The 15,470-nt window shown below is 36.8% G+C and carries 12 protein-coding genes; 9 read left to right on the top strand and 3 right to left on the bottom strand.

All coding sequences use genetic code 11. From position 1 onward, the window contains the following. Positions 1 to 32 precede the first annotated feature (32 nt). Positions 33 to 209: a hypothetical protein gene (locus tag L3V42_RS02905; protein WP_238471243.1), complete on the bottom strand. Its 177-nt coding sequence runs from the start codon at positions 207 to 209 to the stop codon at positions 33 to 35. Between the two features lie 541 nt (positions 210 to 750). Here L3V42_RS02905 and L3V42_RS02900 point away from each other — a divergent pair. Then, positions 751 to 2,955, top strand: a complete 2,205-nt coding sequence (locus L3V42_RS02900) for a S8 family serine peptidase (protein ID WP_238471242.1) — start codon at positions 751 to 753, stop codon at positions 2,953 to 2,955. Positions 2,956 to 3,204: 249 nt separating this feature from the next. After that, positions 3,205 to 3,927 carry a DUF443 domain-containing protein gene (locus tag L3V42_RS02895; protein WP_235763246.1) on the top strand — a complete coding sequence of 241 codons (723 nt, stop codon included), beginning with the start codon at positions 3,205 to 3,207 and terminating at the stop codon, positions 3,925 to 3,927. 277 nt (positions 3,928 to 4,204) lie between these two features. Here the strand turns inward: L3V42_RS02895 and L3V42_RS02890 are convergent, their stop codons facing one another. Continuing rightward, positions 4,205 to 5,365 carry an ROK family transcriptional regulator gene (locus L3V42_RS02890; RefSeq protein ID WP_235763245.1) on the bottom strand — a complete coding sequence of 387 codons (1,161 nt, stop codon included), beginning with the start codon at positions 5,363 to 5,365 and terminating at the stop codon, positions 4,205 to 4,207. A gap of 1,099 nt (positions 5,366 to 6,464) precedes the next feature. On the opposite strand from L3V42_RS02890, the gene L3V42_RS02885 reads away from it, so the two are divergent. From L3V42_RS02885 to L3V42_RS02860, 6 genes are all read left to right on the top strand, one after another. Next, positions 6,465 to 7,205 carry a glucosamine-6-phosphate deaminase gene (locus L3V42_RS02885; RefSeq protein WP_235763244.1) on the top strand — a complete coding sequence of 247 codons (741 nt, stop codon included), beginning with the start codon at positions 6,465 to 6,467 and terminating at the stop codon, positions 7,203 to 7,205. A gap of 38 nt (positions 7,206 to 7,243) precedes the next feature. Next, positions 7,244 to 8,209, top strand: a complete 966-nt coding sequence (locus L3V42_RS02880; RefSeq protein ID WP_235763243.1) for an ROK family glucokinase — start codon at positions 7,244 to 7,246, stop codon at positions 8,207 to 8,209. A gap of 68 nt (positions 8,210 to 8,277) precedes the next feature. After that, entirely contained in the window at positions 8,278 to 9,318 is a 1,041-nt protein-coding gene (locus L3V42_RS02875; RefSeq protein ID WP_238471241.1) for an aldose epimerase family protein, read from the top strand. A 62-nt stretch (positions 9,319 to 9,380) separates the two neighbouring features. Beyond that, positions 9,381 to 10,724 (top strand): ArgE/DapE family deacylase, encoded by a 1,344-nt coding sequence (locus L3V42_RS02870; protein WP_235763241.1) that lies wholly within the window; start codon positions 9,381 to 9,383, stop codon positions 10,722 to 10,724. Positions 10,725 to 10,942: 218 nt separating this feature from the next. Next, positions 10,943 to 12,319, top strand: a complete 1,377-nt coding sequence (locus L3V42_RS02865) for an MFS transporter (protein WP_235763240.1) — start codon at positions 10,943 to 10,945, stop codon at positions 12,317 to 12,319. 347 nt (positions 12,320 to 12,666) lie between these two features. Further along, positions 12,667 to 12,897: a hypothetical protein gene (locus tag L3V42_RS02860; protein ID WP_238471240.1), complete on the top strand. Its 231-nt coding sequence runs from the start codon at positions 12,667 to 12,669 to the stop codon at positions 12,895 to 12,897. Positions 12,898 to 13,141: 244 nt separating this feature from the next. On the opposite strand, the gene L3V42_RS02855 is transcribed toward L3V42_RS02860, so the two are convergent. Beyond that, complete coding sequence (locus L3V42_RS02855; protein ID WP_235763238.1) at positions 13,142 to 13,291, bottom strand: hypothetical protein; 150 nt, start codon at positions 13,289 to 13,291, stop codon at positions 13,142 to 13,144. Positions 13,292 to 13,488: 197 nt separating this feature from the next. Here L3V42_RS02855 and treP point away from each other — a divergent pair, with 197 nt between their 5' ends. Further along, a complete protein-coding gene (treP, locus tag L3V42_RS02850) occupies positions 13,489 to 15,423 on the top strand; it encodes a PTS system trehalose-specific EIIBC component (RefSeq protein WP_238471239.1) in 1,935 nt (644 codons plus the stop codon). Positions 15,424 to 15,470 lie beyond the last annotated feature (47 nt).

Here is a 15,470-nt window from a genome sequence, read left to right as displayed (position 1 = left end):
ATTCCAGAGAATTAATGGAGATTAATAATAAATTAAATCAGCTTGAAGATCCCTTCAGCATTTTCTATGACTTGGTCTGAAACACGCTTAATTTTCCGTTCTAAAGACTTAATATCTTCTTTTGTTGCCATATTCGTTTCTATCGCTTCAATTCTCTCATTCACGGATTTCAGTTCTTTAAGAATTAATTCGATTCCATTTTCCTTCATTCCTTTTCCTCCTCATTTTAGTAGTCTTTCATCCTTTATTCTCTCCGACCGAATCGACGCACATGTAATATCTCCTGTTACGATCCATTTTAAGCTAGTATACCATAAAATATATCATTCATTTGCTGATCTTACATACAGGATAAACAATTTTTTTAGCATTGTAAAGAACAAGTGTTCGCATTATTTTTAAATTTTAAAGCCGATTATTCAATTCATTTTCATATATAATGGGACAGCAGGAGATATGAGTTGGAAGGGAATCCGTAGAGTTGCAATTGGGGTGACTTTTAGATGGAGGGGTATTATGTGATTCATCCCCTTCAAGACCATAATAATTCTTTTTTTTTGAAAAAGAGAGCTCCCATGACAAGAAATCCAAGGGCAACAACAGAGAGGATTATGACTCCCTGAACCCCTATATGTAATGCTTGTGGACATAAAAAAAGTTATTTTTTTATTTATTTCCAATTCTATCCAAGTGCATGATAGAGTTATAATGATAGAAAGTGACATAAAGAAATTACAAAGGAGAAGTATCTTGAAGAAAAAACGAAATGTAACGATAGTATTAGCACTTCTGGTTACATTAGCGGCTGTATGGTTTTTTTCAACCAATAAAAATGCCGAGCAATCAGGAGAGGAAATGGAAACAGAACAGTCGGAAAAGCATGGGCAAGAAAAAAATAATAAAGGAGATGAAAAAAGCACCATCCGTTATGAGAACGGGGATTATGTCTTCGTTCCAACAGATGAGGATATCGTTTATGACCGTGAAGAAAGATTAACGTATTATAAAAATATATTGGATGTTTTCCTTGTTGGGGAACTATCGGATAAGGATGCAGAGGAGCTAGCTCATTTAGTAGAAGGGAATATGGTTGGAAGATTACAGGGAGCGATGAATACCCTTCAACTTCAGGTAGAAGCGGATTCCTATCATGAGCTTCAGCAGTTGGCAGATCGTCTAATGGATGAGGAGTCGGTGAAATATGCTGGGCTATCAACACCAATCTTTCCTTCTGACTTAAATTCGGAAGATTCCCAGACAGGCGGCATCAATAAGGTAGAATACGAGGAAGACGATCGTAAATGGTGGCTTGATTCCATTCATGCTTATTCTGCGTGGGATTATATGGATCGTAACCATAAGGAATTTGAAAGAGTCCGAGTGGATGTAGTGGAATTGGGTAATCTAGATAAAAATGATCCTGCTTTAGAGAAAGTCGAGGTAAAGTCTCCGTCCGAAAGTGCATCCAACAGTACGCATGCAGAAGTTGTTACTAAAATTATAGGAGGAGATATGCACTCACAGGGAATCCGTGGAGTTGCTGCTGGAGCAGTGGATGTTGCATTTTGGAGTATGAACGATGCATTTGAAAGGGACGCACGTTCCGATGCAGTCGTTAACCACGAAGTTATTGCAGGGCTTAAATACATTGTTGAGGATGGCGCGAAAATCATCAATAATTCATGGGGAGAACGACCGGTAAGTGAGTTGAACTTTGAAAAGACAAATGACTCCTCTTACGAAACTTATGACGCGTATTTGGAAGCAATTCAAAAGAAAAATGATTTAAATTCAGCAGCTCTTATTGTGGCATTAGATAGTCTTCTGGATTCTGGCTATGACTTTTTGTTTGTCCAAAGTGCTGGAAATGGTTTTAAACCGTATAAGGAAGGAGAAGATGATAACGAGGAGAAACCATCTGAAAAAAATCAAGTTGCAGCAGAATATACTGGTTTTTTTTCTAATATCAATCCGGATACATTTGATAAAGTAGATGGTAAATTGAATCATCGTCTAGAAGATATACGAAACCACATTATCGTTGTCGGAGGTGCTAAAAAGTCAGGTAACAGGTATGAATCACCAGTGAATCGTGGGTATGGAAATTCGGTGGATATCGCTGCTCCTTCTGAAGAGATCAATATGGAGCTTAAGGAGAATTATGGGGAGCCAGCGGAAAATAAACCATGGTCTGGCACATCCTTTGCCGCACCGATGGTATCTGGAGCGGCTGCGCTCGTTTGGTCTCACAATCCGGACTTTACTGCTCATCAAGTGAAGGAACGTTTAATTGAAAGTGCAACACATATCGTCATAGAGCAGAAAGGGGAAAAGGATTCTTATCCGCTATTGAATGTAGCCAACTCGTTAAATCCCGTTCTATTTACGAGAGACATCCCTCCCTATTTTAACGAATTGGTGGAGACGTATCGGACAGCCATCGATGAGCAATGGAGTCCGTCTGACTTAGAAAAAGAGGAGAATTTAGGGCCGAATCAATATGAGCCAAGTCCTCTTCCACTTGACTATGGATATGTTTTTGCCGATTTAAATGGCGATGGGTTCGAGGAAATGATTGTAGGCACGCATTCCAATGAAAAGCCGTGGGTTCAAGAAATCTATACGATTACGGATAAGAAGTCAAAACCGTATAAGGCCGAAGAAAGCGCAATTCGGCGTTCGCTCTCCATTTATAAAAATGGCACGATTGAAGTCTTCGAATCGTATGAAGCTGGAAGAATGATTTCTACAACATTTTATGACGTGGACAAGGATCGGTTTAAAGATGGTTATGTAGAGGATTTGGCAACAGAAACCTATGCAAGCTTACTAGATACCGGTCATTCTTTTGAACCGGGTGATGAATTAAGTGAAGAAGCTGTAAATGATATACGAGCAGGATTCGGAGAGCTAGCAGAATTTACGTTTACAAAATTTGTTGATACAGAGGAATGATTTGGTGTTAGATGCCCGCTGCGTTAGTGCGAGAGTGCACGATGTGGCGGGTTTTTATTTGGGTTTCGTGCTTTCGTTAGCGAAAACATATGGTTTTAAACTTTTGTTTGTCTAGTAATTTACCATGTTTGTTATAAGTCTTTCGAATTAACTAAAATGACCTAGATAAAAGCGCGAATTATGGTATGATTTAGTTTGAAAGGATTAAATATTGAACTGTTTCTAGTAAAGAAGGGAGAAAGGAACGGAATGAGTCATTCACGAGAGGTTTTGTTACATAATCTGGCGAGTTTAAAGAAGGACGGGAAAGTGCTGGATAGGAATAATAAGAAAATCAGCCGCTTGCACCGGAAAATGATGGATAGAACGAGCTCTCATTTACGGTTATTCTTTTTGCTTATCACGTTAGGCCCTGTATTTTTATTGTTTTTTATTGAATCGCAAAGGATTCCGATTTTAGATCCAATCCTTTTTGGTCTTTTACCGAATCTCATCCCAGGATATAGCATATTATTACGGCTATTTATTCTAGGATTAATCATCTTATTTTTCTATAGCATGTTTACGTTAGGTAAGGAAGACTCTTTTCTAAGAAGGCTTGGTTTCGTGGAACAAAGGGTTGTAAAGACGCAATCTCGCTTCCAGCAAAAAATAGGGGAGTTGGAGGATGAGAATAATCATATTGTCAACGCTAGTAATCTCGGTATCCTCCCTCGGAAATATAGACGTTCACGAGCCATCAATAAAATCTACACATATCTTGAAAATCTGCAGGCCGATACGTTACCCGAAGCAATCAGATTGTACGAAATAGAGGAAGCTCAAATGAGGCAAGCGAGAGCAAGTGCGATGTTGGATAGCTTTGCTGCATCAGATAGGAGGCGGGCGGCGGAAGAACAAAACAGAAAACTTCAATCGATGGAGCGAAAGGTTAAAGAAATACAAAACTCGTTGCCCCGCAGACGTTATTAGGCTATTAGATAAGTAGTCTTAGGGTATTTTATATGAAAAGGGAAAGCAAGTTCATGCTGTGTTTAGTGATGAACTTGCTTTTTTTGTTAGTGAGCGTAAAATAGGTTCTCCTTATTTTTACTAAGGGATTAGGTTAGTTATGTAGCGAAGAAACTAATGAGGTCATCTTTCACTTTCTTCAAAAAATGGGAAGCATAGAAAGAAGTTAAAATGCCACTGTGATTAGGATTATTTTGTTATGCTAAAATATCTCCTTTAAACAATTTAAAGAAAAAGATTAAATATCGTCGTTAGAAAAACGTAAAAATTCCTTTAACACAATTGCACTTGCTCCAATAACTCCACTATTTTCTTCAATACTTGGTTTTACAAGCTTATAAGAAGTTTTTAATGGTGCCCAAACGTAATTTTCTGCAATTTTTTCAATATCTTTTGTAATTTGTGGGTACTGTCTAACCATCGGTCCTGTGATTAAAATTGCTTCAGGATTATATATACAGCTTATATTAGATATAGCCAGACCTATATATAGCCGAGCCTGGTTGATTAATCGTACAGCCCAATCTTCTCTTAATTCATATGCTGTAAAAATTTCTCGGAGTGGTTTTTGAGCTTTTTTTTCTAAACTTGAGGAACAAAAAAACGTTTGCAAACATCCAAGTCTTCCACAATCGCATAAGTCCCCATTTGGATCAATTGTTATATGACCAATTTCTCCTAACATATTGTCATGACCACGCACGAGTTCTCCGTTAACCATTACAGCACTTCCGACACCACTCCCTATATAGAGACATACAGCATTTTCATAATTTGTTAAGCCTCCATATAGATGCTCTGCTAAAAGCTCTGTTCTAGTATCAGTATCAATGTACACAACAAAATTCAATTCTTTTTCAATATATTCCTTAATATTCACTTCTCTCCAATGAAATTGCGGGACAACAAGCACTTTCCCTTCAGGCCATGTAATTAGTCCGGGGAGATTAACACCAATTGCTAAAATTTTATCAAAGAGATCAGTACTCATTTCGGAAATTATTTCCTTAGTTTCTAAAATAATTACATTTAGGACTGTTTCTGGAGATTGATTTGCATTAAGGTTTAAAATTCTACGTTTTACGATTGTTCCGTTTAACGAAACAACAGCTATTTCTGAGTGATCTAGATTAATTTCTACTCCGATAATATAAGCGCCTTCTGAATTGATTTTTAATAAAGTTGCTCTCCTTCCTAAATCGCCAACTACTTGCCCTACCTCTTTTACTAATCCATCTTCCAAAAGCTCTTTTATAATTTTTCCAACAGTGGTGTTACTCATATTTGTAATCTTAGCCAACTCAGTTCTAGACATTTTTTTGTGCTTTTGAATCAAACTCAGCAATAAGAAATAATGATATTTTCTAATTCTTTTTTGATCATAACGCATGTTAAACATGAAATCACCTTCTAATCCATTGAATTTATGATGTTTAGTAGTTGAAATATTACTTCTTATGAGAAGAATGTATTTCGCAATTGAATTTTGAGTCACTTCGCAATTAAAATTGAGCCACTAAAATTTAGTGCATTTCACAAACTATAGTGGTATCACTTTTCATCTGCGTTGGCTTAACATGGAGCCTCTGTGGGCATGACTACTTAGCGAAAACGTGCGATATTAAGGGATTTCGCACCCTGATGAGGATATCATGCCCACCTCTCCATGTAAAGCCGTTAAAAGGTAGTGTGAAAAATTACTTCACAAAGTATAAGTGGCTCAATTTTAAGTTGTTATATGGCTCACTTTTCATGTGCGATTAACAGAAGAATTAAATTCGCGATTTTGCTTTATATAATAGCATAATTTGCACATTTATTGTAACAGCTTGATTGCAGCCATCGAATCGATATTGTTGTGTTTTACCTATCTTAAGAAAACTAATCCACTTATGCATACTTGAAAACGAAACTAAACCAGGTAATAAATATGAGGAACTTAACCATTTTATATATCTACCTTTAAGGAGTTACTCGAAAGGCCTATTACTCTAACTCTTGCTTACCTAACTAAACTACTATTAATTATTGTTAAGACAAACGAAATAGCGCTGTACCTATCTACACGTAACCATCTTTTTTCTTTTTCATTTACGCAATCTAATGAATTTCATAATACGTATTTAATGCTTCACCATCACCATATGTAGTTGAGTTGGTTCGTTCCCAACTACATATGGTGATGGAAAAGCCGACTTTGGTAATTATGAAATTCATTCAATCTATAAAAAAATAAAATATAACATAATAATACACAACAGAACAAACCATTATATTAAGAGATGAAGAATTTTACTAGTATTCTTAAATAATAGTTAGAAATGTATTGCATTTCCTTCAGTTAGGTGATAAGTTATTATTAAACCTAGTTTAATAATAGAGTGAAAAAAACTCGATATATATATTTAATGTATATTAAAGCGATTACATTATAATTATAGTTAAACTAAGTTTATTAATGAGGCTATTATCTTAAATTTAGAGGGAGGAAATTTAGAATGAAAGTTATTCAGGTTAAAGATTATGAAGCATTATCAAAGGAAGCTTATTCAGTTATTGCTGAAACCTTACAGGAAAATCCAAAGGCGGTAATCAACACAACAACAGGTGCAAGTTATGATGGGACATTTGAATTACTAGTTAAAGCAATTAATTCGGGGAAGGTTAATATTCAAGAATCGGTTTTCACCAATTTAGATGAGTATGTAGCTGAAAGGAATAAATCGTTTACTGTTTTTTCTTATATGCACAAAAACTTCTATGACTTAATTGATACCAAACCAAGATATGTTGGATTATTGGATGGTAGTGGAAGCGTAACGGATCTTGAAAAGGAATTAGAACGATATAAAGAGGTTTTAAATAAATATCCAAGAGACTTACAAATTGTGGGATTAGGAGTAAATGCACACTTAGCTGCGAATGAGCCTGGAACACCTTTTGATTCCCGCCTCTTTTTGGCTGATAGTGATCAATCAACTATTGATAGTACAATGGGGTATCATAATCTATCTAAAGAAGAAGCTCCAACCCAAATGTTAACGATGGGGTTAGCTGACATTATGGATAGTAAACATATTTTAGTTGCCTCCTCCGGAAAACGTAAAGCTCAAGCAGTAAAAGAAACGTTAGAGGGACCTATTTCCGAAGAATGTCCAGCTTCCATTTTAAGAACCCATCCCAATGTAACTTTTATTATGGATGAAGATGCGGCCTCTTTATTAGAGAAGAAGTATTAAAATAAGTGCGCAGAAATTAAGAGAAGGATGACAGCGAGATGGGCAATAAGCTAATTGGAATTGATATAGGGGGCACATCCGTAAAAATTGGTGTTTTGGATATCAATGGGTCTATTATTCAAAAATGGGAAATTAAAACAAGGAAGGAAAATAAAGGGATAAACGTTGTGAGTGATATTTGGAAATCTATAAACGCTGAACTAACGTGGAATGAAATTAACAACGAAGTAATAGGAATCGGCGTTGGTGCTCCTGGTTTTGTTAGTCAACAAACCGGGATGGTTTATGAAGCTGTAAATATAGGTTGGAAGAATTACAGGTTAAAAGAAAAATTACAAAGTCTAACGAATTTACCAGTATTTGTTGAGAATGATGCAAATTTGGCGGCGTTAGGGGAGAATTGGAAAGGAGCTGGTAATAATACTAATGATATCATTGTTATCACTTTAGGAACGGGTGTTGGTAGTGGAATTATTGCTAATGGAGAACTCCTTAGTGGAATCAATGGAACAGCTGGAGAAATAGGTCACATCATTGTCGATCGAAATGGATTGCCTTGTAATTGTAGAAGAAGAGGATGTCTGGACACAATTGCTTCAGGTCCGGGTGTGGTTTATAAAGCGATGAAAGTGATTGAAAAATATCCAACAAGTGACCTGGCAAAATTTTATGAATCTGAAGGAGATATAACATCCAAAGATGTTTTTCAATTAGCAAGAAAAGGAAATCAATTATGCCAAGGTATAGTAAAGGATATAACAGATATTCTAGGTTATGCAATTGCAGCAGTATCTTCAGTCACCAATCCTTCTAAGATATTGATAGGAGGAGGATTGTCGAATTCAGAAGAACAATTATTAGATGCAGTAAATATATCATTCGAAAAATACTCATTACCACGGGTTTTTCAAAGTTGTAAATTAGAAATAGCTAAATTAGGAAATGATGCGGGAATTATAGGTGCAGCTTATTTGGTTAAAAAACTTAAACAATCTTCAACCTAATGCCTTGTTAGAGTGAAAAGTAAGTTGTGCGTAAAACACAATAAATTTATAGAAACGGAGTAATTGCTATGAGTATCGAAGTTAAACCAATCAATGAATCATGGAAATTAATTAAATTAAGAAATAAAAATAATGTATCAGTTGATATCTTAAACTACGGTGGGATTATTACTAATCTAACGGTTCCAGATAAAAATGGTGATATGGAAAACGTTGTATTAAGTTATGCGGATTTTGATAGTTATAAAAATGATCCAAATTACTTTGGTGCAACAATAGGGAGAGTAGCAGGTAGGATAGCAAACTCAAAATTTGACTTGGAAGGAACCAGCTATTCGTTAGAATCCAATGAATCCAATCATCACCTACATGGCGGGACACGTGGTTTTCACCAAATGTTATGGGATTATAAAGTATTTGAGACTGATTCAGATGTCGGTGTTGAGCTTCAAAATGAAATATCTGAAAGCGTGGACGGGTATCCAGGAAATCTTAAAGTGAGTGTGACCTTTAAACTTAAAGATAATGACGAGCTTATTATAGACTATCGCGCTATTTCGGATAAAACTACAGTATTAACATTAACGAATCATTCTTATTTCAATTTAAATGGTAATTTAAAACAACCAATAAATAATCATATTATTACACTAAATAGTAGCTACTTTATTGAATTAGATAAAGAGCTGATACCAACTGGGGATAAAGTTGATGTAAGCGGTACACCTTTTGACTTTCGTGAAGGGAAAGTGTTAGGAGAGGGAATTGAAAATCCTATTAGTCAAAATGAGTATGCCAAAAATGGTTTTGATCACTATTTTATTTTTGATAATCAAAATGAAGATAGTGTAATTTTAGAGGAACCAAATAGCGGAAGGGTAATGACTATTAAAACAGACCAGCCTGGGATTGTAATTTATACTGGGAATAATTTAGATAACAATTTTGAACTTGCTGAAGGGAAATCAGAAAAATATTTAGGTGTTACCCTTGAAACCCAATCCTCTCCAGCTTCTTTAGAATTTGAAGGATTCCCAAGCATTGTTTTAAAAGCTAACGAACCTTATCAAAAGCAGACTTCGTATAAATTCAGTATTGTAGATAATTAATGGATAGAAAGTTCACTGTTCCACTAATCTTATAAACTCATAAAACAGCAGGAGGAGAAAAAATGCAACAAAAAGAAAAGGTTTTTGCGAGAATTGATGAAAAAAGAGATGAAATTGTTGAACTAGTTAGAAGTTTAATTAGAACTAAGCCTATAAATCCCGCTTATAATGATGATACAAACGAGCGGAAAGCCCAACAAATCATTACTGACAGACTCAAGAAGATTGAGAATATGAAGATTGATCATTTTGATGTGGAACTCGATAAACTAGAAAAATACCGTGATCTGCCAGGATTTATAACGGGGTATACTGACAAATTACCTTGGGAAGATCGACCAAATATTTTAGCGCGTTTATCTGGTAAGAATCCTGAAAAAGGACGTTCACTGATTTTAACGGGCCATACTGATGTAGTAGCAGCTGACGATGTTTCAGAATGGGCACATCCTCCATTTGATGCAGTGGTTGAAAATGGAATACTGTATGGGCGTGGTTCTGTTGATATGCTAAGTGGGGTTGGCGCTATGTTGGCGGCTTTAGAGGCAATATTTGAAAGCGGTATCAAGTTAGATGGTGATCTTTGGTTTTCCAGTTCCGTGGGTGAAGAAGCAGGTGGAACAGGTTTCCTTGCGACTGCAGATTATATTAATAAGAATGGTATTAAGATAGATGCTGGAATCATGACTGAGCCTACTAATCTTGACTTGAGTTTACTATGTCGCGGAATAATTTGGGGGGAAGTAATTATTAAGGGACGTACTGGTCATTTAGAAGTTACTCAACCCCACTGGTCAAGAGGCGGTGCGGTTGATGCTATAGAAAAAGCACGATATATTATGGATGCAATCGATGAGTTAAATAAGGAATGGTCTGCGAGGCCGGATAAGAACCATCCTTTACTAACTGAATCAAATCAAATTAAAGTTGCAATGATTGAAGGCGGCCATCATTTCTCTAGCTACTCTGACCATTGCAAACTATCTTTCAATATACAAGTACTACCACAAGAGTCAGATGAAAATGGTTTAGGAACTGGTTCTCGTAAAGAATTTGAAGATTTCATACAAAGAGTAGCGGAGTCAGATGATTGGCTCAGGGAAAATCCTCCTAAGGTTAATTGGGTATTAGAAGCAGACTGTGCAGAAGTTAAGGAAGATCATCCATTTGTAGATGTATTTAAAAAGTCTGCAAAGGATCTTAATCCATTAATGAACACTGTGGGATCCGGGTTTCATACTGATACAGGATCGCTGGATAGGATAAGTAATATTCCTACCGTAAATTTTGGACCAGGTGATCAGAAGTTAGCCCATATAACAAATGAACATTGTAAAGTAGAAGATATTATAACAGCTACAAAAGTGATAGCAGCAACTTGTTTAGAATGGTGCAATGAAGAATAGTCTCATCACAGGAAGTGACTTACAAAAGATACAACTTGTCTATTTTTGGTGCTAGGTGTTTAACCACAGTTTTTAGCACCAAAAATAGATTAAAGAGGATACCAAAATTTGACGAAAAATACGCCGATGTAAATGTGAAATACCCTTAAATTCAGAATATTAACAATCTTATTGACTTAATTAATGTAACCGCATACAGAAAAGGGAGGAAAAGAAATATGTCTTTACCACAAACTGCTGATAAATCACCTAAATCGAATGGTAAAATCGGGTTTACCGAGAAAGTTGGGTATGGACTAGGAGATTTAGCTACTAACTTTGCTTGGGCGTCCATGAGTATGTTTATTGTATACTTTTATACAGATGTTGTAGGAATTTCAGCTGGTATAATAGGAACAATAATTCTCCTATCCCGGTTTTTAGATGGCGTTTCTGATATTGCGATGGGAGGTATTATAGATAAAACCAAGTCTAAACACGGAAAGGCTAGACCTTGGATACTGTGGTTAACTATCCCATTTGTTGTTGTGATGGTTTTACTCTTTACGGTTCCAGGTGTCAGTGATTTAGGGAAAATAATCTATGTTGCAATCACTTATAACCTAGTAATATTATTGTATACGGGTGTTGTAATTCCTTATGGAACACTTAATACTCTGATGACCCCAGATCAAAATGAACGTGGAGTATTAAATGTCTATAGAATGTTTTTTGCTACTATAGGTATAATTGTAGTTGGTAACTTAGTGCTTCCAATGGTTAATTTTTTTGGCGGTGGTCAAGTCGGCTGGATTGGAGCATATTCCGTACTTGCACTAGTTGCGGCGATTATGTATATGGTTACATTTTTTACTTCCAAAGAAAGAACGGCATATCTAAATAAAGACGTTAATAAAGAACCATTCTGGATTGGTTTTAAAGCTTTAGTAAAAAACAAGTACTGGATTATGGTACTCTTTATGTTTATTTTATACTATGTTAATGATGCCCTATATAATGGTGGGACGATTTACTATGCTGAGTATATCTTAGGAAATCCCGCCCTCGTTGGATTATTAACATTATGTATACAACTGCCTGCCCTATTACTCATTCCATTTCTTGCTCCATTAATGAAGAAATTTGGAAAAACTAAGCTTATGATAGGTGGAACGCTATTATTTATTGCGGGTTCAATTCTGATTATAATAAATCCAACAAGCTTAACGGTTGTTATAATAGGTTCTATCCTTCGAGGTATCGGAAGAGTACCATTATTCGGTTTAATATTTGCTTTGCTACCAGATACGGTAGAATATGGCGAATGGAAAACGGGAGTTAGAAGGGAAGGACTCGTATATAGTGGAGGAAGCATGGGTACAAAAATCGGTACTGGGATCGGTGCTGCATCCGTAGGGTGGATTTTAAGTTTCGGAGGATATGTAGGAGGTCAAGCTATACAATCTGATACCGCAATATTCGCTATAAACGCTTTATTCCTGTATTTACCAATAGTAACTTTTGTATTATTAGTTTTATTATTATCGTTTTATAAATTAGATAAAGAATATCCTCAAATTATTAATGATTTGAGAGCAAGAAAAGGTTTGTTATAAATTAGTGTTTACTTAGTAATTATGAAAACCAAATGAAAAGGTTCTGCTGAGATCTAATCAGGATAGGAAGTTTATCTATTAATAGTATTCCGAATAATACATTAAGAGGGAATCACTAAGGTTACCCCTATTGTTGTGAAACAATTTATAGTTAAGCTAGGACGGATGAACAATAGCGTTGAACCGTCCTAGCTTGTTGTGCGTCCGGCATGGGTGTATTCTATATAAAAGAACAAAACAAACACCAAGTAAAACAATCAAATCTAGAAGCACTCCAATTCGATATAAAATAAATCTAAGACATATTTTAAATTCGATGAACGAAATGTATAAAAAGGTGGTATGTCATGTTTATGCTATTTCGATCAAAGAAGAAAGAAAATATAAGAAAAATCGAAAGTGAATTATTTGTTTTAGTGGAAAGAAAAGAGAGGAAAGATCAAGAAATGGATGAGCACGGAAGATCAATTGTGCTGGCTTTACAGGAATACCTGCAAGGTGATAGGAGCGGGGGAAAGTATAAGAGCCTGATGAAGCAAGCCAAGCGTTATATCAAAATGAATCAAGACTTTTTTTAATTTCTTTCATAAAATATAAAAGCAGTGAATTCTTAAATAGAATGAACTTTTAATATTGTAATCTAAACGGTGTAAGTAGAAAAGCGTACGGTTTCTACTTGCCGGTTTAGATTATTTTATTTTAGCCTGGTTTCTGTCTGCTACAAAGGCAGAAGTAGCGGGTGGTTACAAAGAACACGAAGACTTTGTTTGAGTATAACAATAGAAGGAATAATATAGAGTAGATACTATCTATGATTCCAGTTCAGGCTGCATAATCAACCGTTTCCAAGCGGATATGATAAGAAAAAGAGAGCATATTATTAAAAATAAGCTCTCTTTTTACATCAATCACTTTTCCACGACTCAACACCCCCAGGATGCAGGGCTTGTCCATCGCTCCATAAAATTCCATCTGTAAGCACTTGCAAAAATTGTGTATACAAGTTAAACTACTATAGCTGGAGATAACATGTATATACAAGTGTGCTCTAACATTCGTTTTATCGGAAATCTTATATTGTCTTCACACCACTGCTGTTAGTGTGTTCGTGTTGGTAGCAGAGGGTATATATGAATAATTAATAGAGATATGAAAAGGAGTGGACATCCATGGCTTTACAAGGGAATGAAAAGGAAATCATTATTGCACCGCTGAGTGGAAAAGTTACAGCGCTTGAAAATGTTCCGGACCCGACGTTTGCTGAGAAAATGATGGGTGATGGGCTAGCAATTGAACCGACGGATGGCAAAGTTGTATCTCCGGTAAACGGAGAAGTAGTCGTCACTTTTCCGACAAAACATGCGATTGGTTTAAAAACAGAATCAGGCATTGAAATACTGATTCATGTTGGTCTTGAAACCGTTCACATGGACGGGGAAGGTTTTGAAGTGCATGTGGAACAAGGGGAGCGAGTAAAAGTCGGCGATCCTTTGATTACATTCGATTTGCAGTTAATTAAAGAAAGAGCAGCGAGCCATATTACACCGATTATCATCACGGCTGGAGATTCGGTTGAGCATTACGGAAAAACGAGTGATAATACGGTTATTGCGGGAGAATCCAACTTACTTGAGCTTACTCTAAAAGGGGCAAGGGAAACAAATGCCAATCCAGTTGAAAAGCGAGATGGAACGAATCAGGATTCAGAATATAAGGAAACGGCAAAGAAAATTGTGGAAGCAGTAGGGGGACTTGAAAACATCCATGCAGCAACCCACTGTGTTACAAGATTGCGTTTTGCACTAGATAATGAAGATGCGGTAGACAAAGATGCACTGGAGGATTTAGATGTTGTCAAAGGAACTTTCTCAACAAATGGACAATATCAAATCGTTATAGGACAAGGGACTGTTGATAAGGTATATCAATCCATGGTCAAAGAAACCGGTTTAAAAGAAGCATCCAAAGATGATGTGAAGGCTGCCGGTGGGAAGAAACTCAACCCGCTGCAGCGTGGCATTAAAGTACTGGCAGATATTTTTATTCCGATTTTGCCAGCGATTGTAACTGCTGGTTTATTGCTTGGATTAAATAATATTTTAGTCAATCCGATTTTCACGGATCAATCGATTATCGAGATGTTCCCATCCTGGGCCGGTATGGCAGATATGATTAATGTCATTGCTGTTACGGCATTTACGTTCTTGCCGGCTTTGATCGGCTGGTCTGCAGTGAAACGGTTTGGGGGCAATCCATTATTGGGTATTGTTCTTGGATTGATTCTCGTTCATCCAGCATTAATGCCTGCGGGTGATTATGCCATCGCTGCTGCGAATGGTGAGGCACCGACATGGAACCTATTCGGATTAGAAGTGAATATGATGGGATACCAAGGACAAGTGCTGCCAGTTCTCGTTGCTGCATGGGTTCTAGCAAGCATTGAAAAATGGCTGAAGAAGCGGGTTATTGATTCCTTGCAATTATTAATCGTTGCACCAATCGCCCTGCTTCTGACTGGTTTTTTATCCTTTATCCTGATCGGGCCGGTTACATTTACAATCGGTAACTGGATTACATCCGGATTAATTGCTGTTTTTGATGCGGCACCACTGCTTGGTGGTCTCATCTACGGGGCGCTGTATGCACCGCTCGTTATTACAGGAATGCACCACACTTTTCTTGCGGTTGACTTACAATTGATCGGCAGTACGGGATCAACATTCCTGTGGCCGATTCTAGCACTATCTAATATCGCCCAAGGATCCGCGGTGTTTGCCATATTCCTAGCGGCAAAAAATGAAAAACTGAAAGGATTGGCAGGCACTTCCGGGATTTCTGCTTGGTTAGGTGTGACAGAACCGGCATTGTTCGGTGTTAATTTACAGTATCGCTATCCGTTCGTTGCAGCGATAATCGGAACGGCGATTGCAGGGGCATTCATCACGGTTGGCGGTGTACAAGCTTCATCCGTTGGTGTCGGAGGGGTCCCGGCATTCTTATCCATCGCAAATAGCATGGGGGCATTTTTCCTAGGCATGCTCATCGTTATCATTGTTCCATTTATCATTACATTTGCGATTGCAAAACGGAAACTGAAAAACTAAAGTGAGACGCAATCCTTCGTGGACGAAACGTTTAACATAAGAACTTC

It is taken from the genome of Oceanobacillus alkalisoli, assembly GCF_022213125.1.
GTDB classification, from domain to species: Bacteria; Bacillota; Bacilli; order Bacillales; family Amphibacillaceae; genus Oceanobacillus; species Oceanobacillus alkalisoli.
This window is presented reverse-complemented; position numbering and strand designations above follow the sequence as displayed.